Genomic DNA, 20,408 nt, shown 5'->3' on the forward strand with positions numbered 1-20,408 from the left:
CCTTGAGCGGCGCTTCTCGTCAGGCCGATACTGCCCGTTCCGGCGGGGCATATGCAATGGCAAACGGCCCTGCCCGGTCAAATGGCCAGAACTCCCCCTCCGGTTGCGCGAGGCGGTCGGCGACGGCCCACAGGGCTGCGGGGTTCACCCCAAGCCCGATATGGCTCGCCAGGTGCACCTCGATGTTCTCGGCACGATCAGACGGACGCAAGAGACAGGTCCGCCAGTTCACGACACCGTCGGCGCGCGAGTAGATCGAGCTTGTGGGCACCGGCAGGTCGCCGGCGATCGCCTCGCGCAACTCGGCAAAATCGTCGACCCGCTCGCCGGACAGCGCCTCGTAGAGCCGCGTCGCATTGGTCGCCCGCACGTCGTTGGCAAAGGGGCTGCCGAGCGTGACGACGTAGCGAACCATCTCGGGCGCCTGAAGCGCCAGATCGCGGGCATAGACGCCGCCGAGGCTCCATCCGACCAGGCTGACCTTCCGTCCGGTCGCGGCATGGATTTCGGTGAGCCTCGTGCGCAGTGCCTCGCGCATCCGCCCCAGCCCTCCGAGGTTGCGGCCCATCCGCCAGGCATGCGCATCATAGCCGAGCTCGCCGAGATAGCGCCGCATCGGCGCCATCGAGAGATCGCTGGCGAGAAAGCCCGGCAGCGCCAGCACCGGATGCCGATCGCCCTTCGGCGCACGCATCAGGAGCGGCGACAGCAGCAGGCTGGCGTTGAACTCGAACAGCCCGCGCGCCTCCGCAAGCAGAAGCCCGAGGCCCGGCGGACGAAGCCGGCCTGACGCCTGCACCCCGTCCTTTGCGTCCGACATTATTTATTTCTTCTTGTCGCCGCTGCGCGTGCCGCCGAGGCCGGCCATGGTCACGAACATGTCCTGAAACCGCTCCGCGATCTTCGGATCGAAGGTGAACCAGCTCTGGATCAGGGATTCCGGCGAGACCTTGTCGATATTGCTCAAGACCTGCTGCTGGAGCTTGTCCATGACGGCAGTCTGCATCGGCGCGACATCCGGCAATCCGAAGAACTGGCGGGCTTCAAGGGGGGTGCAATCGATTTCGACGTTAACTTTCATGTCCCCTCCGGCTGAGATTCGAGCGGCCTGGCACAGTATCGCCGCGACATGGCATGCGACGCAAGCGACCTGATGCCGGGCGCGGAGTGCCCATTTCGCAATCGGCGGATATGGTCAATCAAATTGCTCCTCCCACGCGCACCGCTCGGTTAGGCGATCGTCCCCCCGGAGAGCGGCCCAGGCGCCGCCGGCAAGCCCCGTCCGCCCGCCAGGCATTTCGCACGCCAAAAGTCGAATGTCCGGTGTGCGCGGCGCTCCCTACACTATCGGGTGAGCAATGCTGCACAGCGGTGCAAGTTGGCGCGTTCCTTGCTGGAATGGCGCTTGCACGGGTCGAGAACTCTGGGCAACATGGATCGATCAGCCACGCCGAACAATCAAAAAATCACGGCGCGGCAGAGTGGAGAGGGTCAAGAATGTCAGTCGGTCGTAGTCTGTTGGCGGCAACGTTTGCCGGTATGCTTGCGTTGACGGTTTCGCCGGCGTCGAGCCAGACGCTGCGCTATGCCAACCAGGGTGACCTGAAGTCGCTCGACCCCTACTCGCTGAACGAGTCCACTACCCACGCCCATCTCGGCCATGTCTATCAAGGCCTCACCGCGCGCGACAAGGATCTCAAGATCATTCCGGCGCTGGCGGAGAGCTGGGAAACTCCGGAGCCGACCCGCTGGCGCTTTCATTTGCGCAAGGGCGTGAAGTTCCACAACGGCGACCCCTTCACTGCGGACGACGTCGTATTCTCCGCCGACCGTGTCCGCAACAAGAACTCCAATATGCAGACCCGCCTCGCGGCCAACGTCAAGGTCGTCAAGGTCGACGACTACACCGTCGATTTCATCCTGCCCTCGCCCAATCCCATCCTCCATTCGGCATGGGACGTCTGGTACATCATGGACAAGAAATGGGCGGAGGAGAACAAGGCAGTCGAGCCGACGCCGGTGTCCGCGACGTCGCCGAGCTACGCCTCGCTGCACGAGAATGGTACCGGTCCCTTCATCATCGAGAGCCATCAGCCCGGCGTGAAGACCGTGTTCAAGGTCAACCCCAATTACTGGGGCAAGATGGAAGGTAACCTGAAGGAGATCATCTTCACCCCGATCGCCTCCGACGCGACCCGCGTCGCCGCGCTGCTCTCGGGCGAGGTCGACGTCATCGAGCCGGTGCCGATCCAGGATATCGCTCGCGTCGATTCGAGCTCGAATGCCCAGGTGCTGAAGGCGCCAGAGCTGCGCACCATCTTCATCGGCTTCGACACGGTTCGCGACGAGCTGCTCTACTCCAACATCAAGGGCAAGAATCCGTTCAAGGACGTCAAGGTCCGCGAGGCCTTCTACAAGGCGATCGACATCGAACTGATCAAGTCGCGCGTGATGCGCGGGTTGTCGACGCCGTCGGCGTTGATGATCGCGCCGGAGCTGTTCGCACTGTCCAAGGACTTTACGCGGCCAAAATTCGATCCTGATGGCGCCAAGAAGCTCCTGACCGAGGCTGGTTATCCCGATGGCTTCGAGGTCACAATGGATTGTCCGAACGATCGCTACGTCAACGATGCTGCGATCTGCCAGGCCGTCGTCGGCATGCTTGCCCGCATCGGCGTCAAGATCAATCTGCTGGCGCAGCCCAAGGCGCAGTACTTCGCCAAGGTGCTGAAGCAAGGCGGCTACCAGACCTCGTTCTTCATGCTGGGCTGGACGCCGAGCACGATGGATTCCCACAACGTACTCAATGACATCATGGGGTGCCGCGACGATGCGAAATCCTCGCGAGGCGAGGCCAATCTCGGCGGCTATTGCAACAAGGAATTCGACGCCATCACCGACAAGGTGCTGGTCGAAACCGACACCACCAAACGCAATCAGCTGATCAAACAGGCCTACGAAATCAGCATCAAGGACTGGGCCTACATTCCGCTGCACCAGCAGGCGCTGGCCTGGGGCGTATCGAAAAAGGTCAACCTGCCGCAGCGCGCCGACAATCTGGTCATGTTCCACTGGGCGACCAAGAAGGAATAGCGTCAGTTGAACACAAGGTCCCGGCAGCGTCACGCTTCCGGGACCTTTCCTTTTCCGGCTGACAAAGACGTCGGCCAGACGCACACTCAAGGAAAGTGGAAGGCATGCTCGCTTTCACTCTTCGCCGCGCCGTTCAGGCCATCGGCGTCATGTTCGCCGTCGGCATCATCGCGTTCTCGATGTTCCGATTCGCCGGCGACCCCGTCAACCAAATCGTCTCGATCGACACGTCGGCGGCCGAACGCGAGGCCGTGCGCAAGTCGCTCGGCCTCGACGATCCCGTGCCGGTGCAATTCGTGCGCTATTTCGGCAATGCCGCGCAGTTCAAGTTCGGTGTCTCCTACCAGTTTCGCCAGCCAGTATCGGCGCTGTTGACGGAGCGTATGCCCGCGACGCTGGAACTTGCGATCTGCGCGACCGTATTTGCAATGGTGCTCGGCATCCTGATGGGCGTCTATTCGGCACTCAAGCGCGACACCGTGCTGGCCAAATTATTCCAGGCGATTTCGCTGATCGGCATTTCGCTGCCGACGTTCCTGATCGGCATCCTCCTGATCTATCTGTTCGCGGTGACATTGGGCTGGTTGCCCTCGTTCGGCCGTGGCGAGGTGGTCAGGCTCGGCTGGTGGACGACGGGGCTGCTCACGCTGTCGGGACTGAAGGCATTGATCATGCCCTCGATCACGCTCGGCCTGTTCCAGATGACCCTGATCATGCGGCTGGTGCGCGCGGAGATGCTGGAAGTGCTGCGAACCGACTATATCCGCTTCGCCCGCGCCCGCGGGCTGACCACCCGCGCCATCCATTTCGGCCACGCGCTGAAGAACACGCTCATTCCCGTGATCACGGTGGCCGGATTGCAGTTTGGCTCGGTTATTGCCTTTTCGATCATCACCGAAACCGTGTTCCAGTGGCCGGGCATGGGACTTCTGTTTGTCCAGGCCGTGCAAAACGTCGATATCCCGATTATGGCCGCCTACCTGCTGATGGTCTCGCTGATCTTCGTAACCATCAATCTGGTGGTCGACATCCTCTACACCGTGGTCGATCCGCGCCTGCGCGCGACCGTCGGCCGCGCCACATAAGGCAACCTGCATGTCCGACGCAGTCGCCTCCAATTCCCCCGAGCAGAGCACGCAGCCGACGCATGCCGCCCGCAGCTGGCTCAGCCGCGCGCTCGACAGCGACATCTTCTATTCGTTCCGCCGCTCCAAGCTCACCATGGTCGCGGCCGCCATCACGATTTTGTTCTTCCTGCTCGCGATCTTTGCCTCCTGGCTTGCGGTGCAGAACCCGTTCGATCCGGCGCAACTCCAATTGATGAATTCGCGGATTTCGCCGCTGTGGACCGCCGACGGCCAGAGCCCGTTCCTGCTCGGCACCGATGAGCAGGGCCGCGACGTGTTCTCCGCCATCCTTTACGGCATGCGTATCTCGCTCGCCGTCGGCGTGGCCGGCGTGATCTTCGCCGGCGCGCTCGGCATCGCGCTCGGCCTGATCGCGGGCTATTTCGGCGGCGCGGTCGACGGCGTCATCATGCGGATCGCCGACGTCCAACTCACCTTCCCCGCCATCCTGATCGCGCTGCTGGTCAATGGCATCGCAAAATCGATCCTCGGCAACCGGCTCGATGCCACCAGCATGCTGGTGGTGCTGGTGATCTCGATCGGCCTGAGTTTCTGGGTCGGGTATGCCCGGACGGTGCGCGGGTCCGTGATGGTCGAGAAGAACAAGGACTACGTCGCCGCCGCGCAGTTGATCGGCCTGCCCGCGCCAAAGATCATGCTGCGGCATGTGCTGCCGAACACGATGGGCCCGATCCTGGTCATCGCCACCATCAACCTCGCGCTTGCCATCATCACCGAGGCGACGCTGTCCTTCCTCGGCGTCGGCCTGCCCGACACCATGCCCTCGCTCGGCACGCTGATCCGGATCGGCAACAACTATTTGTTCGCCGGCGAGTGGTGGATTGTCGCCTTCCCCGGCATCGCGCTGGCCGGCCTGATCCTGTCCATCAACCTGCTCGGCGACTGGCTGCGCGACGCGCTCAACCCAAAGCTCCGATGACCGTTCCCGTCCTCTCCGTGCGCAATCTTCAGGTCGAGTTCGCCTCCCGCCGCGGCACGCTGCGCGCGATCGACGACGTTTCCTTCGACATCGCCAAGGGCGAGGTGCTGGGCGTGGTCGGCGAATCCGGCGCCGGCAAATCCATCACCGGGCTCTCGGTGATCGGCCTGATCGATCCCCCCGGGCGCATTGCGGGCGGCGAGATCCGCCTGTCCGGCCTGCGCATCGACAATCTGCCGCCGGAAGAGATGCGCCGCGTCCGCGGCAAGCGCATCGGGATGATCTTCCAGGATCCCCTCACCTCGCTCAATCCGCTGTATCGGGTCGGCGACCAGATCACCGAGACGATCAGAACCCATCTGAACCTGTCCGAAACCGCCGCGCGCCGCCGCGCCATCGACCTGCTCGCCGAGGTCGGAATCCCCGCGCCGGAAAAGCGCATCGATGGCTATCCGCACGAATTCTCCGGCGGCATGCGCCAGCGCGTGGTCATTGCGCTGGCGATCTGCGCCGAGCCCGAGCTGATCATCGCGGACGAACCGACCACCGCGCTCGACGTCTCGGTGCAGGCGCAGATCATCTCGCTGATCAAGCGGCTCGGACGCGACCACGGCACCGCCGTGATGCTGGTGACCCACGACATGGGCGTCATCGCGGAGACCTCCGACCGCGTCGCAGTGATGTATGCCGGCCGCGTCGCCGAGATCGGCCCGGTGCAGGACGTGGTCAGGAATCCGCTACACCCCTATGCCAAGGGTCTGATGGGCGCGATTCCGACGCTTGCGGGCGAGGACAAGCGGCTGGTGCAGATCCCCGGCTCGATGCCACGCTTGTCGGCGATCCCGCGCGGCTGCTCGTTCAATCCGCGCTGCGCATTCGCGTTCGATCGCTGCCGTGTCGAACGGCCGGAGCCGCTGCCGCGCGGCGCGCAATCCGTCGCCTGCCATCTCTACGACAGCGTGCCGACGGAGAGCGCGGCATGAGCGCGCCCTTCGTCGAAGCCAAAAATCTGCGCCGCGTGTTCGACGTCTCGAAACCCTGGCTCAACCGCGTGCTCGAAGGCGGGCACCTCGAATATCTGAAGGCCGTCGACGGCGTCACCTTCGACATCAGGAAGGGCGAGACCTTCGCGCTGGTCGGCGAGTCCGGCTCGGGCAAGACCACAGCGGCACGGATGGTCGTCGGCCTGCTGCCGCCGAGCTCCGGCAGCGTCTTGATCGACGGCGTCTCGATGACCGATCCGCGGCAGGCAGCGGCACGCCGAAAACTGCGCCGCCGCATCCAGATGATCTTTCAGGATCCCTATGCGAGCCTGAATCCGCGCTTCCGGGTCGACGCCATCATCTCCGAGCCGATCCGCGCCTTCGACCTGATCCAAGGCGAACGCGACATCCAGGCGCGCGTCGGGGAGCTTCTCAGCCTCGTGGGCCTTCATCCGGACGACCGGCTGAAATATCCGCACGAATTCTCCGGCGGCCAGCGCCAGCGCATCGCGATCGCGCGGGCGCTCGCCTCCGACGCCGAGTTCATCGTCTGCGACGAGCCGACCTCGGCGCTCGACGTCTCCGTCCAGGCGCAGATCCTGAACCTGATGCGCGACCTCCAAGACAAGTTCGGCCTGACCTACATGTTCATCAGCCACAACCTCGCCGTGGTCCGCCACATGGCGAGCCGCGTCGGCGTGATGTATCTCGGCCGCATCGTCGAGATCGCGGAAGGACGCGAGCTGTTCGCCCGCCCCCGCATGCCCTACACCAAGATGCTGCTAGGGGCCGTGCCTGATCTCGCGATGAGCGGCCGCCAGCGCATTCCGGTCAAGGGCGAGATCCCGAATCCGATCAATCCGCCCCCCGGCTGCGCCTTCAACCCGCGCTGCCCGCTGGCGTTCGATCTCTGCCGCAGGGAAGCCCCGGAACTGATCGACGGCGTCGCCTGCCACGCGGTTAACACCGCGCCGGTACCGGCGTGACGCGCGCGTGCCATGCGGCCCACGCATTGGCGACACGGCATTGCCTGTGATCAATTGCGCGCGCCGTAAATGAGGTAGCGAAGTCCCATGGCCAGCAATGTCAATCCCGATCCCTTCACGACGAGGCCCGAGATCGAGGGCACGTTCGGAGTCGTCGCAACGACTCACTGGATCGCAACCGCCGTCGGCATGGCCATTCTGGAAAAAGGCGGCAATGCCTTCGATGCCGGCGTCGCCACCGCCTTCACGCTCCAGGTGGTCGAGCCGCATCTGAACGGACCGGGCGGCGACGTGCCAATCATCGTGCATGACGTCAAGCGCGGCCGTACCGAGGTGATCTGCGGCCAGGGCCCGGCACCCGCGCGCGCGACCATCGCGCATTACAAGAGCGAAGGTCTCGACATGGTGCCCGGCACCGGCCTGCTCGCGGCTTGCGTTCCCGGCACGTTCGAGTCCTGGATGATGCTGTTGCGCGACTACGGCACGCTGCGGCTGCGCAACGTGCTGGAGCCCGCCATCTCCTACGCGCGCGACGGCTACCCGCTGGTCGAGCGCGCCTGCGCTACCATCCAGATCGTGGAGCAATTGTTCCGCAAACACTGGCCGACCTCAGCCGCAGTTTACCTGCCGAACGGCGAAGTCCCGACGCCCGGTACGCTCTTCACCAACAAGACGCTTGCCGCGACCTACGCTCGTATCCTGAGCGAAGCCGAAAGTGGCGGCGGAGGCCGTGACGCCGAGATCGAGCGCGCGCGAAAGGCCTGGTCGCAAGGTTTCGTGGCGGAAGCTATCGACAAGTTCTGCCGCACCCAGGAGGTGATGGACGTCAGCGGCTCGCCGCATCGCGGCGTACTGTCGGCCGATGACATGGCGCGCTGGCAGCCGACGATCAGGCGCCGCTCATGTATGATTACGGCCGCTACACCGTCTGCAAGGCCGGCGTCTGGAGCCAGGGCCCGGTAACGCTGCAACAGCTCGCGCTGTTGAAGGGTTTTGCGCTCGACGGGCTCGACCCGACCGGACCTGAATTCATCCATCTCCAGATCGAATGCGCCAAGCTCGCCTTTGCCGACCGCGAAAAGTTCTACGGCGACCCCAAGTTCAACGAGATCCCGATCGCGACGCTGTTGTCGGATGCCTATAATGACGAGCGCCGCAAGCTCGTCACCGACAAGGCCTCGCTCGACTTCCGGCCCGGCTCGATCGAGGGCTTCGGCGGCATGGTGAAGCTCCGCCGCGCCGAAGGTAGCCGTGAAGCGGTCGGCGCGCTCGGCGCCGGCGAGCCGACCGTAGGACGCTTCGGCGAAGTGCGCGGCGACACCGTGCATTTCGACATCATCGACAAGGCCGGCAATATGGTGTCCTCGACGCCGTCGGGCGGCTGGCTGCAATCCTCGCCGGTGATTCCGGAACTCGGCCTCTGCCTCGGCAGCCGCGCGCAGATGTTCTGGCTGGAGGAAGACCATCCCGCGGCGCTGGCGCCGGGCAAGCGGCCGCGCACGACGCTGTCGCCCACCATGGCGCTGCGCGACGGCGAGCCGTATCTGGCCTGGGGCTCGCCGGGCGGCGACCAGCAGGACCAGTGGATCACCCAGTTCTTCCTGCGGCACGTCCATTGCAACCTCAATCTCCAGGAGGCGATCGACGCGCCGGCCTGGCACTCCGAACATTTCCCGATCTCGTTCTGGCCGCGCACCGCGCGCCCGGGCGTGCTCGTGGTCGAGAACCGCGTGCCGAAGGCGACCATCGAGAATTTGCGCGAGCGCGGGCATATCGTCGAGATCGGCCCCGACTGGTCGGAAGGCCGCCTCACCGCAGCCTCGCGCGTCGGCCCGCGCCGCCGCGCTGCCGCCAACCCGCGCGGCATGCAAGGCTACGCCGCAGGGCGCTGACAGGAAGCATATGACTTGGTCGATCATCGCGCGCGATCCTGCCACCGGCCAGTTCGGCATCGCCGTTGCGACGCGCTTCTTTGCGGTCGGCGCGCGCGTTCCCTTCATTGCGGCTGGCCTCGGCGCCATCGCGACGCAGGCGTTCGTCAATCCCTATTACGGCATCGACGGCATCAAACTGCTGCGTGAGGGCCTGAACGCGCACGACGTGCTCGCCGCCCTGCTCGCGACCGATGACGGCAGCGAAAGCCGGCAAGTCCATATCATGGACGCTAGTGGCGAGATCGCCGCGCACACGGGGCGCGACTGCACCGAATGGTGCGGGCACATTGCGGGCAGCGGCTTCTCCATCGCCGGGAACATGCTCGCGGGCGCGGACGTGCTCGACGAGACGGCAAAGACCTATCTCGCCAATGACAGCCTGCCCTTTCCGCGTCGCCTGCTCGCGGCCATGCGTGCAGGCGAAGCCGCCGGGGGCGACAAGCGCGGCAAGCAATCCGCAGCACTTCTGATCCACGGCGAGGAGGAATGGCCGGCGCTGGATCTGCGCGCCGACGATCATCCCGATCCGCTGGGCGAGCTCGAACGGCTCGAGCAAGTCAGCCACGAGCTCTGGGTGCATTTTCGCGATTCGCTGCCGACGCGGCGGAACCCCGCCGGCAACACCGATCGCAACGTCATCGACGCCAGCATCGCTGCGGCGCGTGCAAGGCAATCATGAGCGCGAGTCCCCTCATCGAGATCAAGGATCTCCGCATCCGATTCCATGGCGATGACGGCCGCATCACTCACGCCGTCGACAGCGTCGATCTCAGCGTCGCCAATGGCGCCACGCTCGGCCTGGTCGGAGAATCCGGCTGTGGCAAGAGCGTGACGTCACTGGCGATCATGGGCTTGCTGCCGAAGCAAAGTGCAGAGATCACCGGCGCGATCCGTTTCGACGGTTTTGACCTGCTGCAGACCTCGGACCAGACCCTGCGCGACCTCCGCGGCAACCGGCTCGCGATGATCTTTCAGGAGCCGATGACGTCGCTCAATCCGAGCCTTACCATCGGCGACCAGATCATGGAGACGATTCTGCGCCATCGCGGCGGCTCGCGTCGCAGCGCGCGCGATCGAGCGATCGAGCTGCTGCGCCGCGTCCACATGCCCTCCCCCGAGCGGCGGGTCGACGAATATCCGCACAAGCTCTCCGGCGGCATGCGCCAGCGCGTGATGATCGCGATGGCCCTCGCCTGCGATCCACGGCTCCTGATCGCCGATGAACCGACCACCGCGCTCGATGTCACCTTGCAGGCGCAGATCCTGGAGCTGATGCGGGAGTTGAAGGCGGCAAGCGGCGCCGCGATCATCCTGATCACCCACGATCTCGGCGTCGTCGCCGAAGTTTGCGACGAGGTCGCGGTAATGTATGCCGGCGAGATCGTCGAGCGTGCGCCGGTGGACGAATTGTTCGCCACGCCGCAGCATCCCTACACCGTCGGGCTGCTTGGCTCGATCCCGCGGCTCGATCACCGCGCAGAACAGCTCGCGACGATCGAGGGCATGGTCCCGAACATGGCGCAGCCGCCCGCGGGTTGTCGCTTTGCCGCACGCTGCCCGTTCGTGCTGGACATCTGTACCAAGGCGCCGCCGCCGCTCGTCGAAGTCAGCTCCGGCCACCTCTCGCGCTGCATCCGCGCGCCGCTCGAACTTTTGGTGTCGTAATGGCGCTTCTCGAGGTGGAAGGCCTGGTCAAGCATTTCGTCGCAGGGCGCTCGCTGTTCGGAAGGGCGCTGGCGCATGTCAAGGCAGTCGATGGCGTCTCCTTCTCGCTCGAGCCCGGCAAGACGCTAGCGCTGGTCGGCGAATCCGGCTGCGGCAAATCCACCGTCAGCCGCCTGGTGCTGCGGCTGATCGAGCCGGATGCGGGCACGGTTCGCTTCGACGGCCGCGATCTCCTCTCCCTCGATGCCGACGCGCTGCGCGCCTTCCGCCGCGAGGCGCAGATCATCTTCCAGGACCCCTACGCCTCACTTAACCCGCGCATGACCGTTGGCCAGATCCTGACCGAGCCGCTGGCGCTGCACGATCTCGTGCCAGCAGCGCGGCGGCGCGAACGCGTCGAGGAGCTGCTGCGGCTGGTTGGGCTGGAGCCGCCGCTGGCGCGCCGCTATCCGCATGAATTCTCCGGCGGCCAACGCCAGCGCATCGCCATTGCCCGCGCGCTCGCGGTTGAGCCGAAGCTGATCATCTGCGACGAGCCGGTCTCGGCGCTCGACGTCTCGATCCGCTCGCAGATCCTGAACCTGCTGCGCGAGCTTCAGGACCGGCTCGGTCTTGCCTACATTTTCGTCTCGCACGATCTGGCCGTGGTCAAGCACATCGCCGACCACGTCGCGGTGATGAATCTCGGCCAGATCGTCGAGACAGCGGAGGCGGACGCGCTGTTCGCCGCGCCACGCCACCCCTATAGTCGGGCGCTGCTGTCCGCGATCCCCGTGCCTAAACCGCGGGCAAAGAGCAGCCGGATTGTGCTCCAGGGAGAAATCCCCAGCGCGCTCAACCCGCCGCCCGGATGCCGCTTCCACACCCGCTGCCCCTATGTGGTCGAACGCTGCCGCAGCGAAATGCCAGAGCTCCTGCCGGATGGCATCGGACGTGCAACGGCCTGCCACCGAACGTCGGAACTGCCGTCGTCCGAGGCGATCGTCCCAACGGACGGCGGCTTCTCGCCGGTTCTTGAAAAATTGGTCGCCGCCTTCAGCGGCGGCTCGGAAGCAGTACGCGGCAGCGGGGTTAGTTCATTGGGAACAGACCCGGCATAGCCGTAAAACAGAGGTTGAGAGCGATGAGTCCTATGCGTTTGGCAATCCTGGCGTCGGCATTGCTGACGTCGCTCGTGGGCACGGCCCAGGCTCAGACTACGCTTCGCATCGGCATCGCCGAAGACCCCGACATCCTCGACCCCAGCATTGGCCGCACCTATGTCGGGCGCATCGTGTTCTCCGCCTTCTGCGACAAGCTGTTCGACATCGACGAGAAGCTCAACATCGTGCCGCAGCTCGCGCTGTCGCACGAGACCTCGGCCGATGGCAAGGAGATGACGATCAAGCTCAGGCCGAATGTCAAATTCCATGACGGCGAACCGCTGGATGCCGAAGCCGCCAAATTCTCGATCGAGCGTCACATGACGCTGCCGACCTCGTTCCGGAAGTCCGAGCTCGCCAGCGTCGATCACGTCGAGGTCGTCGATCCCCTGACCATCAAGCTGGTGCTCAAGACGCCCTACTCGCCGCTGATCGCCCAGCTCACCGACCGCTCCGGCATGATGGTGTCGCCGAAGGCGGCGAAGGAGGCCGGCGACAAGTTCGGCCTGCATCCGGTCTGCGCCGGTCCCTACAAGTTCGTCGAGCGCATCCAGCAGGACCGCATGGTGTTCGAGAGATTCACCGACTACTGGAACAAGGACAACATCCACATCGATCGCGTCGTGTTTCTGCCGATCGTCGATGCCACGGTGCGCCTCGCCAACCTGAAGTCCGGCGGACTCGATTTGATCGAGCGCGTGCTCGCCACCGATATCAAGGACGTGCGGGCCGATTCCCGGCTCGTGCTGTCGACGGCGCCGGAGCTCGGCTATCTCGGCCTGACCGTCAATATCGGCAACGACAAGGCCAAGGGGCCGCTGAGCCAATCGGCGAAAGTCCGCCAGGCACTGGATCTCTCCATCGATCGTGAGGCCATCAACCAGGTCGTGTTCAACGGCGAGTTCACGCCCGGCAATCAATGGGTCAGTCCGACCCATCCCTACTACCAGAAGGCATTTCCGGTCCGTGGCCGCGACATCGCCAAAGCCAAGGCGCTCTTGAAGGAAGCCGGCATCACCTCGCCGGTGACCGTCGACTACATGATCCCAAAGGGCGCGGAGAACGAGGCCGTGGCCCAGGTCGTTCAGTCCATGGCCGCGGAAGCCGGCTTCGACATCAAAATCCGAGCCGTCGAATTCGCGACGACCTTCAAGCAGGCCCAGGCCGGCGAGTTTCAGGTCTTCCAGATCAACTGGAGCGGCCGCATCGATCCCGACGGCAACTCCTACATCTTCATGCGCAGCAAGGCACCGCAGAACGACGGCGGGTACGCGAACCCGGAAGCCGACAAGCTGATGGAAGACGGTCGGCTGACCGCCAACGTCGACGAGCGCAAGGCGATCTACGAGAAGCTGACCAAGGTCCTGCTTGCAGACCTGCCGATCATTTATATTTACCATCGCACACTCCTGATTGCGCATACCAAGAAGCTCGAAGGCTACCGGCAGATGCCCGACGGGCTGGTGCGTGTGGTCGGGCTGAAATTCAAGTGAGCACGGCATTGCCTGAGACGCGACCGGCGCCATGCTGAACTTCCTCGCCCGCCGCATTGTGCAGATCGTGCCGACACTGTTCTTCGTGTCGGTGCTAATCTTCTCGCTCCAGCAATTGCTGCCGGGCGATCCCGCGCTGGTGATGGCCGGCGAGGAGCGCGATCCGGCCGTGATCGAGCAGATCCGCCAGCAGTATAAGCTCGATCAGCCGATCCCCGTGCAGTACGTGTATTGGCTCAAGGGCGTCCTGACCGGCAATTTCGGCGAATCGCTACGCAACAAGATGCCGGTGCGCGAGCTGATCGCTCAGAAGCTGCCGGTGACGCTCCAGCTCGGCTCGATGGCAATGTTGATCGCGCTCTTGATCGGCATTCCCGCCGGCATCGTCTCCGCCGTGAAGAAGGGCACCGCTTGGGACTATGGCGCCAACCTGTTCGCGCTGTGGGGCATCTCGACGCCGAATTTCTGGCTCGGGATCATGATGATCTTCCTGTTCTCAATCGAGCTCGGCTGGCTGCCGGCCTCCGGCTACGTGCCGCTCACCGAAAACTGGCGCGCGAGCCTCGCCGCCACCATCATGCCGGCCTTCGTGCTCGGCAACGCTATTTCCGCGGTCCTGATGCGGCACACCCGAAGCGCCATGCTCCAGGTGCTGGAGAGCGATTATGTCCGCACCGCACGCGCCAAGGGACTGTCGGAGCGTTCCGTGATTCTCAAGCATGCTATGCGCAATGCGCTGACGCCGGTGATCACGCTCGGCGCGCTCGAGCTTGGCACGCTGTTGTCGGGGGCGGTCCTGACCGAGCAGATCTTCTCCATTCCCGGATTCGGCAAACTGATCGTGGACGCCGTGTTCAACCGCGACTACGCAGTCGTGCAGGGCGTCGTTCTGGTGACGGCGACGGTCTACATCACGTTGAACCTGCTTGCCGACGTCGCCTACATCCTGGTTAATCCGCGGCTGCGGGGCTAGACTCATGACCGATGCCGCCTTGCCCGCCGCTCCCATCACGCAAGCTTACGAGCTGGACAGCCCGGCGCGCCGCGCGCGCCGCCGCTTGTTCAAGCGCAAGGCCGCGGTGTTCGGACTTGTCATGATCACGATGTTCGTTGGCCTTGCGCTGCTCGCGCCGCTCGTCGTGCCTTACGACCCCATAGCGACGAGCTGGAGCCTGGTGCGAAAGCCGCCCACAACCGCGCACTGGTTCGGCACCGACGAGCTTGGCCGCGACATTCTGAGCCGCGTCGTCTACGGCGCGCGCGCGTCTCTCCTCGCAGGCCTCATCTCGGTCGCGATCGCGCTCTGCATCGGCGTGCCGCTCGGCCTGCTTGCCGGCTATCGCGGCGGGTTTGTCGATGCGCTAATCAGCCGCATTACCGATGCGATGCTGGCCTGCCCATTCCTGATCCTGGCGATCGCGCTGGCGGCTTTCCTCGGCCCGAGCCTGACCAACGCCATGATAGCAATCGGCATCTCGGCAACCCCGATCTTCATTCGCCTGACCCGTGGGCAGGTGCTCAGCGTCAAGGCCGAAGACTATGTCGAAGCCGCGCGGGCGCTCGGCAATCCGCCGTGGCGGATCGCCTTCTCGCATATCCTGCCGAACATCCTGCCTGCACTTCTGGTGCAGGCCACGCTATCGATAGCCGCTGCCATCATCGCCGAAGCCGCGCTATCTTTCCTCGGCCTCGGCCAGCAGCCGCCAGCGCCATCCTGGGGCAGCATGCTCAATGCGGCACAGCGCTTCCTGACCCAGGCGCCGTGGATGGCGATCTGGCCGGGGTTTGCGATCTTCCTCGTGGTGCTGTCCCTGAACCTGCTCGGCGACGGCCTGCGTGACGCGCTCGACCCGCGCCAGCGCTAGAGCATGATCTGGAAAAGTGCGAAGCGGCTTTCCGAAAAGATCGTGCTCAAACAACAACCTAAAGCGCGATGATGATTCATTCTCATCTCATCGCGCTTTAGGTCACCGTCTCGCGCATCACGCGGCGGCAATCCATCTCATATTCAAGATCGACCACCGGCGGCCGCGCAAAGTGCCAGGTCAGGCCGGAGCGCAATGCGCCGCGACGGACCAGCTCATCGACAAGCGCATGGTGGAAGTCGTGCACGGAATAGGCCTGCACGCCGGTCGTGTCCTTCCAGCCGAATCCGAAGGCGGCCATCCGATTTTCCATCTGCGAGGTCGTCGTGAACCGTACCTTCTCGCGAAGGCCTTCCGGGCTGAGGTCGCGGTAGCGCACGGTGCGCTCGACATAGCTGCCGCTGCCTTCGCGCGCCTCCGCCCCGCCCGCGATCACGAAGCTTGGCGCCTTCGACCCCGTCGGGCGGGTGAAGGAAAACGCATAGAACGACGGCTCGGACGGCGGATCGATCTCGGGACAGACATTGCTGCGCGCCACCGGATTCGTGGTGCCGTCGAAGATGCTCCATTCGGACAGCGTCTTCACATAATGCAGGTTGAACGCGCGAAAGCCCTCTTCGCTGAAGGCAGCCGGTGAGCGCAGCTCGCAGGCGCAGAACGCCGTGAGCGGACGCCCCGCCTCCTGAATGAACTTTGCCGCAACCGCAAAACCCTCGGCAAGCGGCACGAGGCGATCAAACCGAACGCGCTCGATCTCGTAGCCGTCATCCGCCGCGGCGCCGGCCGAATACTGGAACACGGACGGAATGAAACGATAATTGCCGGCGGAGAATTCACGCGTCATGTCGAACTCCTATTCCAGTTGCATGCGGATGCCCTTGGCGCCGTTGAGCAGGCGCTTCAGATGAAAGCCGGCCAGTGCATCGTCGGCGTGCATCCCGATCAGCGCCGCGAAGGCGGGCATGGCGGCGACATCGCCGGCCTCCATCTTGGCGAAGGCTTCGGAGTATCGCGCTGTCGCCAGTGCTTCGAATTCCGCCGGCGGAAGCGGCTCGAACGCGCGCAGAGGTTCGCTGCGTCCGCGCAGCATCAGCTCGCCCACAGGGCGGCCCTGAAAGTTCTCAGCTCCCTCGGCGACGCTGGAGCTGACGCAGATACGGGTGCCCAGCTGCTTGTTTGCGGCTTCCAACCGCGCCGCGATGTTGATGGTGTCGCCATAGGCGGTGTAGTCGAAGAAGCGGTTGCCGCCGAAATTACCGACCAGCGCGGGCCCGGCATGTGCGCCAATACGGGTGGTCCCGAAGTTCACACCCCTGACCTTCCAGCGCGCGCAAAAGTCCTCCGCCCAGGCGTCGAGATCGTGGGCACAGGCCACCGCTCGCGTCGCATAGTCCGGTTGGTTGCCGGGCGCATTGAAGAGCACCTGGATCGCATCGCCGATGATTTTTGCAACGGTCCCTTCATGCGCGAAGACGATCTCGGTCATGCCGCCGACATATTCATTGAGAATCTCGCCGAGCGTCTCGGGCGCCGCGCTCTCCACCAGGGACGTGAAACCGGTGATGTCGGTGAAGATGGTGGCGACGTCGCGCCACTGCACCTCCATGCGGTCGCCCTCGACATCCGCCGCCAGGCGCTTGGCGATCTCCGGCGAGAAGTAGCGCGACAGCGAGGCGTGCGCGCGCTCGGCTTCCATCTGGCGGCGCCGCGCCTCGCGCAGCATCTCGACGTGGCGGATGGTCTTCTGGATCGTGGTCTCCAGATCGGCGAAGTCGATCGGCTTGGTGAGAAAGTCGAACGCGCCGCGGTTCATGGCGGTGCGGATATTGCTCATGTCGCCATAGGCCGAGACGATGATGGTCGACTTCTTGTCCTCGGCCTCCTGGAGCTTCTGCAACAGCGACAGCCCGTCCATCCGCGGCATGTTGATGTCGGCGACCACCATGTCGACATGCGGATGTCGGTCGATCGACTCCAGCGCCTCGAGCCCGTCGCGCGCGAACATGAAGTTGACCAACCCCTCGCGAAGCTGCCTGCGGAATTTTTGCAGGATCAGCGCCTCGAGGTCCGGCTCGTCATCGACGAAGAGGATGGTCGGAGTCATGCCGCCTGCTCGAGTCTGGTATCGATTTCCTGGCGCAACTGCGCAAAGTCGATCGGCTTGGTCAGGAGCCCGACGGCGCCGCGCTCGATCGCCTTCCGGCGCGTCTCGGCGTCGCCATAGGCCGTGATCATGATGACGGGAACGTCGGGCCGCTCGGCGCGCACCTTCGGCAACATGTCGAGCCCACTCATGCCGGGCATGTTGACGTCCGACAGGATCAGAATCAGCGAGGGGTCGCGAACATTGGCGGCGCGCTCGAGCGCGACCGGCGCCGATAGCGCAAACTCCATCTGGAAGCGTCCCGATCGCAGATCGCGCCGGAACTGCTGGCGAAACAGCGCCTCAACGTCCGGCTCGTCGTCGACGACAAGAATGTAAACGTTCAAGTCCTGCCTCCGGTAGTGCCTTTCGCCGCCAGCATGCGTGGCAGCGTGACAATGAACTCGGTGAATACACCCGGCTCGGTCTTCACGTCGATTGTTCCGCCGTGTTGTTTCACGACGATGTCGTGGCTCATGGAAAGACCGAGTCCCGTTCCCTCGCCCGCCGGCTTGGTGGTGAAGAAGGGATTGAACATCTTCTCCTTCACCTCCGGCGGGATGCCGGTGCCGTTGTCGCGTATTCTGATCTCGACCTTGTTGCCGAGATTCCTCGTCGACGCGCTCAGCGCCGGCTCGAAGCGGTCGCCCTCGGCCTCCTTGCGCTTGGACGTGGCGTAGAAGCCGTTCGAGATCAGGTTGAGCAACACCCGCGTGATCTCCTGCAGATAGACATCGAGCATGCCGGCGGCCGGATCGAAATCTCGCTTCAGCGTGACGTTGAAGCCGGGCCGTTCGGCGCGCGCCCCGTGAAAGGCCAGATTGAGGCTTTCCTCAACGATGGCATTGATGTCGGCGGTGCGACGCTCGCCGGTGCCTTCGCGCGAATGCAGTAGCATGTTCCTGACGATGGAATCTGCGCGCTTGCCGTGTTGCACCACCTTCTCGAGGTTGCCCCTGAGCATGCCTGTCAGCTCGTCGACGTCTTCTTTCGCCTTGGCGTCGAGCGAGGCCGATCGCAGGACGTCGTTGAGCTCGTCGATCAACTCGGTCGACACCGAGGAAAAATTATTGACGAAGTTGAGCGGGTTCTTGATCTCATGGGCAATACCGGCGGTAAGCTGGCCGAGGGAAGCGAGCTTCTCAGTCTGGATCAGGCGATCCTGCGCGGTGCGCAGTTCGTCGAGAGATTGCGACAGCTCCTTGGTGCGCTCCTGAACCTCGTCAAACAGCCGGACATTCTCGATCGCGATCAGGGCCTGGTCGGCAAATGTAGTTGCAAGCTCGATCTGCTTTGTGCTGAACGGTCGCACCATGTGGCGGGTCAACACGAATACACCGATCGGCACACCATCGCGCAATAGCGGTACGCCGAGCATGGTCCGCACGTTGGAAGTCCTTCGGGCCGCGGAGGGGACATATTCGGGATCTGCCTGCACGTCGGGGACATGGATCGTCTTGGCCTCCAGCAGGGTGCGTCCGACCACGCTTCCTCTCTCAGGCACACTCGTGAATGTCGCGAGGTGATGTTTCTGCACGTCTCCCAGTCCATGGCTTGCCGCCAGGCGATAACCATCGTCCATCGGACGGAAAATCGTCCCCTCATCGGCGTCGCACAATCGGGCCGCTGATTCGACGAGAGTGTCCAGGACGGTTTGCAGGTCGAACGCCGAACGACTGATGACTTTCAATACCTCTGCCGTTGCGGTCTGCTGTTGAAGGGATTCGCTCAGTTCTGCGGTACGTCGCTCGACCTTATTTTCAAGGTTCGCGTAAGATTCCTGCAGCCGCGTTCCCATATCGTTAAACTGGTTGGCGAGCCCTTCGAGCTCGTCACCGGTCCTGATCGAGATGCGCTGAGAGAAGTCGCCGCCGCCGATCCGCTCGGCGCCCGTGCGCAGCGCCTGGATCGGACCGACCATGCGCCGCGCCAGGAAAATTCCCGCAAGCACTGCGAAGATCGATGCCGCGAGCAGCACGATCGCGAGCCGCTGCAGCGACGCATAGAGCGAGGCATAGGCCTCCTCGACCGGCAATTCCACGAACATGGTCCAGCCAAGCGGCGCGATCGGCGCTGAGGCCGTCAGAACCTTCTGCCCCTGGATGTTGGTCGCCTCCTGCAATGCGTCCGGTATCGTGCCGCCACCGGCCTGAGCACCGCGCACCTGCGCGAGCCCCGACATGTCGGTATTGCGCAGCACGAGGCTGATATCGGGGTGCGCGATCAGGCGCCCGTCCGGGCCGACCACATAGGCATGCCCGTGCTCCCCGACCTTGATCTGGGAGACCACGTCCCAGATCAGCTTGAGGTTCACCTCCGCGATGCTGACGCCGGCATCCTTGCGCGCGCCGGCCAGCGCCAGCGTCATGTAGGGCTCGGACTCCCGGCGGAAGTAGACCGGCCCATAATAGACCTTGTGCGCGACGGCCTCGGTGAATTTCGGATCGCCCGACAGGTCGATGCTGCTGTCGATCGCATCCATCGCCAGCCGCGAGACCCGCAGGCGCTCCTTGCCGGTCGCGTCCACCTCGGCGAGCTCTGTGATGGCAGGCACCTGGCGCAGCAGCCGCAGCGCATCGAACCGGCGCTGCTCGATCGAGCCCGCTGACCAGGGTAGCTGTGTCGTCCAGCCGAGCTGGCTCTCGATCTCCCTGACGAACTGGCTGATCTTGGCGGCCGCCGCCTCGGCCTGCTCGTGCTGAACCCGAATCAGCGCCGCCTTGTGCTCACGATAGTAAAAGAGGACCTCGAACAAGCCATTGGCCAGCAGCGCGACCGCGACGACGGCCACGAACAGCCCGACATATTTGGTGAACAGCCGGGTCCTGAGCCCTCGCCCCGCCACACCGGACACGACTTCGTCCGCGGCCGTGCTCGGCAGCGTCCTGGCTTGCGGGGTGTCTGGATGGAGGGAAAGGCTCATCCGGCCGAACCTAGCAAGAAGGCCGGGCCTTGTCTCTCGCGAGCGAAGAGCCCCGCGCGGAGCCAACAGGCGCGGCGGCGCGGAATCGTCTCCGAGGCACAACGCAAACAAAAA

17 protein-coding genes and 1 pseudogene are annotated in these 20,408 nt (G+C 64.2%); 12 read left to right on the forward strand and 6 right to left on the reverse strand.

The features are described from left to right. Window positions 1-19: 19 nt before the first annotated feature. Together IVB18_RS35400 and IVB18_RS35405 are read right to left on the reverse strand one after the other, a co-directional pair. Entirely contained in the window at window positions 20-820 is an 801-nt protein-coding gene (locus tag IVB18_RS35400; protein ID WP_247984930.1) for an alpha/beta hydrolase, read from the reverse strand. A gap of 3 nt (window positions 821-823) precedes the next feature. Continuing rightward, window positions 824-1,081 (reverse strand): DUF6489 family protein, encoded by a 258-nt coding sequence (locus tag IVB18_RS35405; RefSeq protein WP_247984931.1) that lies wholly within the window; start codon window positions 1,079-1,081, stop codon window positions 824-826. Between the two features lie 416 nt (window positions 1,082-1,497). Here IVB18_RS35405 and IVB18_RS35410 point away from each other — a divergent pair, with 416 nt between their 5' ends. The 12 genes and pseudogenes from IVB18_RS35410 to IVB18_RS35465 all read left to right on the forward strand — a co-directional run bounded on the left by IVB18_RS35410 (window position 1,498) and on the right by IVB18_RS35465 (window position 15,228). Then, entirely contained in the window at window positions 1,498-3,093 is a 1,596-nt protein-coding gene (locus IVB18_RS35410; RefSeq protein ID WP_247984932.1) for an ABC transporter substrate-binding protein, read from the forward strand. A gap of 104 nt (window positions 3,094-3,197) precedes the next feature. Continuing rightward, window positions 3,198-4,178 carry an ABC transporter permease gene (locus tag IVB18_RS35415; protein ID WP_247984933.1) on the forward strand — a complete coding sequence of 327 codons (981 nt, stop codon included), beginning with the start codon at window positions 3,198-3,200 and terminating at the stop codon, window positions 4,176-4,178. A gap of 10 nt (window positions 4,179-4,188) precedes the next feature. Then, window positions 4,189-5,160 (forward strand): ABC transporter permease, encoded by a 972-nt coding sequence (locus tag IVB18_RS35420; protein WP_247984934.1) that lies wholly within the window; start codon window positions 4,189-4,191, stop codon window positions 5,158-5,160. Further along, entirely contained in the window at window positions 5,157-6,143 is a 987-nt protein-coding gene (locus tag IVB18_RS35425; RefSeq protein WP_247984935.1) for an ABC transporter ATP-binding protein, read from the forward strand. Before IVB18_RS35420 ends, IVB18_RS35425 begins: the two co-directional genes overlap by 4 nt. Then, the gene (locus IVB18_RS35430; RefSeq protein ID WP_247984936.1) at window positions 6,140-7,129 is read left to right on the forward strand and encodes an ABC transporter ATP-binding protein; all 990 of its coding nucleotides are present in this window, start codon (window positions 6,140-6,142) and stop codon (window positions 7,127-7,129) included. The genes IVB18_RS35425 and IVB18_RS35430 overlap by 4 nt, the downstream gene beginning before the upstream one ends. 87 nt (window positions 7,130-7,216) lie before the next feature. Next, window positions 7,217-9,021: pseudogene (locus IVB18_RS35435) on the forward strand (gamma-glutamyltransferase family protein). A gap of 10 nt (window positions 9,022-9,031) precedes the next feature. Continuing rightward, window positions 9,032-9,742 (forward strand): DUF1028 domain-containing protein, encoded by a 711-nt coding sequence (locus IVB18_RS35440; RefSeq protein ID WP_247984937.1) that lies wholly within the window; start codon window positions 9,032-9,034, stop codon window positions 9,740-9,742. Then, on the forward strand, window positions 9,739-10,728 hold the full coding sequence (locus IVB18_RS35445; protein WP_247984938.1) for an ABC transporter ATP-binding protein: 990 nt from the start codon (window positions 9,739-9,741) through the stop codon (window positions 10,726-10,728). Before IVB18_RS35440 ends, IVB18_RS35445 begins: the two co-directional genes overlap by 4 nt. Further along, on the forward strand, window positions 10,728-11,828 hold the full coding sequence (locus tag IVB18_RS35450; RefSeq protein ID WP_247984939.1) for a dipeptide ABC transporter ATP-binding protein: 1,101 nt from the start codon (window positions 10,728-10,730) through the stop codon (window positions 11,826-11,828). Before IVB18_RS35445 ends, IVB18_RS35450 begins: the two co-directional genes overlap by 1 nt. A 23-nt stretch (window positions 11,829-11,851) precedes the next feature. Then, window positions 11,852-13,363, forward strand: coding sequence for an ABC transporter substrate-binding protein (locus IVB18_RS35455; RefSeq protein WP_247984940.1), 1,512 nt, complete (start codon window positions 11,852-11,854; stop codon window positions 13,361-13,363). Between the two features lie 31 nt (window positions 13,364-13,394). Further along, entirely contained in the window at window positions 13,395-14,336 is a 942-nt protein-coding gene (locus IVB18_RS35460) for an ABC transporter permease (protein ID WP_247984941.1), read from the forward strand. Between the two features lie 4 nt (window positions 14,337-14,340). Next, a complete protein-coding gene (locus IVB18_RS35465) occupies window positions 14,341-15,228 on the forward strand; it encodes an ABC transporter permease (protein WP_247984942.1) in 888 nt (295 codons plus the stop codon). 97 nt (window positions 15,229-15,325) lie between these two features. On the opposite strand, the gene IVB18_RS35470 is transcribed toward IVB18_RS35465, so the two are convergent. From IVB18_RS35470 to IVB18_RS35485, 4 genes are read right to left on the reverse strand one after another with little or no spacing between them, the layout of a single operon-like run. Then, on the reverse strand, window positions 15,326-16,072 hold the full coding sequence (locus IVB18_RS35470) for a hypothetical protein (protein WP_247984943.1): 747 nt from the start codon (window positions 16,070-16,072) through the stop codon (window positions 15,326-15,328). A 9-nt stretch (window positions 16,073-16,081) separates the two neighbouring features. Further along, window positions 16,082-17,332 carry an adenylate/guanylate cyclase domain-containing protein gene (locus IVB18_RS35475; protein ID WP_247984944.1) on the reverse strand — a complete coding sequence of 417 codons (1,251 nt, stop codon included), beginning with the start codon at window positions 17,330-17,332 and terminating at the stop codon, window positions 16,082-16,084. After that, complete coding sequence (locus tag IVB18_RS35480; protein WP_247984945.1) at window positions 17,329-17,718, reverse strand: response regulator; 390 nt, start codon at window positions 17,716-17,718, stop codon at window positions 17,329-17,331. The genes IVB18_RS35475 and IVB18_RS35480 overlap by 4 nt, the downstream gene beginning before the upstream one ends. Further along, complete coding sequence (locus IVB18_RS35485) at window positions 17,715-20,294, reverse strand: cache domain-containing protein (RefSeq protein WP_247984946.1); 2,580 nt, start codon at window positions 20,292-20,294, stop codon at window positions 17,715-17,717. Before IVB18_RS35485 ends, IVB18_RS35480 begins: the two co-directional genes overlap by 4 nt. Window positions 20,295-20,408: the final 114 nt, after the last annotated feature.

It is taken from the genome of Bradyrhizobium sp. 186 (assembly GCF_023101685.1).
GTDB lineage: Bacteria > Pseudomonadota > Alphaproteobacteria > Rhizobiales > Xanthobacteraceae > Bradyrhizobium.

Coding starts and splice junctions, on each gene's coding strand:
- IVB18_RS35445 (WP_247984938.1), top strand. CDS start 9,739: ATGAGCGCGAGTCCCCTCATCGAGATCAAGGATCTCCGCATCCGATTC.
- IVB18_RS35420 (WP_247984934.1), top strand. CDS start 4,189: ATGTCCGACGCAGTCGCCTCCAATTCCCCCGAGCAGAGCACGCAGCCG.
- IVB18_RS35425 (WP_247984935.1), top strand. CDS start 5,157: ATGACCGTTCCCGTCCTCTCCGTGCGCAATCTTCAGGTCGAGTTCGCC.
- IVB18_RS35410 (WP_247984932.1), top strand. CDS start 1,498: ATGTCAGTCGGTCGTAGTCTGTTGGCGGCAACGTTTGCCGGTATGCTT.
- IVB18_RS35455 (WP_247984940.1), top strand. CDS start 11,852: ATGAGTCCTATGCGTTTGGCAATCCTGGCGTCGGCATTGCTGACGTCG.
- IVB18_RS35450 (WP_247984939.1), top strand. CDS start 10,728: ATGGCGCTTCTCGAGGTGGAAGGCCTGGTCAAGCATTTCGTCGCAGGG.
- IVB18_RS35400 (WP_247984930.1), bottom strand. CDS start 820: ATGTCGGACGCAAAGGACGGGGTGCAGGCGTCAGGCCGGCTTCGTCCG.
- IVB18_RS35475 (WP_247984944.1), bottom strand. CDS start 17,332: ATGACTCCGACCATCCTCTTCGTCGATGACGAGCCGGACCTCGAGGCG.
- IVB18_RS35460 (WP_247984941.1), top strand. CDS start 13,395: ATGCTGAACTTCCTCGCCCGCCGCATTGTGCAGATCGTGCCGACACTG.
- IVB18_RS35470 (WP_247984943.1), bottom strand. CDS start 16,072: ATGACGCGTGAATTCTCCGCCGGCAATTATCGTTTCATTCCGTCCGTG.
- IVB18_RS35430 (WP_247984936.1), top strand. CDS start 6,140: ATGAGCGCGCCCTTCGTCGAAGCCAAAAATCTGCGCCGCGTGTTCGAC.
- IVB18_RS35485 (WP_247984946.1), bottom strand. CDS start 20,294: ATGAGCCTTTCCCTCCATCCAGACACCCCGCAAGCCAGGACGCTGCCG.
- IVB18_RS35465 (WP_247984942.1), top strand. CDS start 14,341: ATGACCGATGCCGCCTTGCCCGCCGCTCCCATCACGCAAGCTTACGAG.
- IVB18_RS35415 (WP_247984933.1), top strand. CDS start 3,198: ATGCTCGCTTTCACTCTTCGCCGCGCCGTTCAGGCCATCGGCGTCATG.
- IVB18_RS35405 (WP_247984931.1), bottom strand. CDS start 1,081: ATGAAAGTTAACGTCGAAATCGATTGCACCCCCCTTGAAGCCCGCCAG.
- IVB18_RS35440 (WP_247984937.1), top strand. CDS start 9,032: ATGACTTGGTCGATCATCGCGCGCGATCCTGCCACCGGCCAGTTCGGC.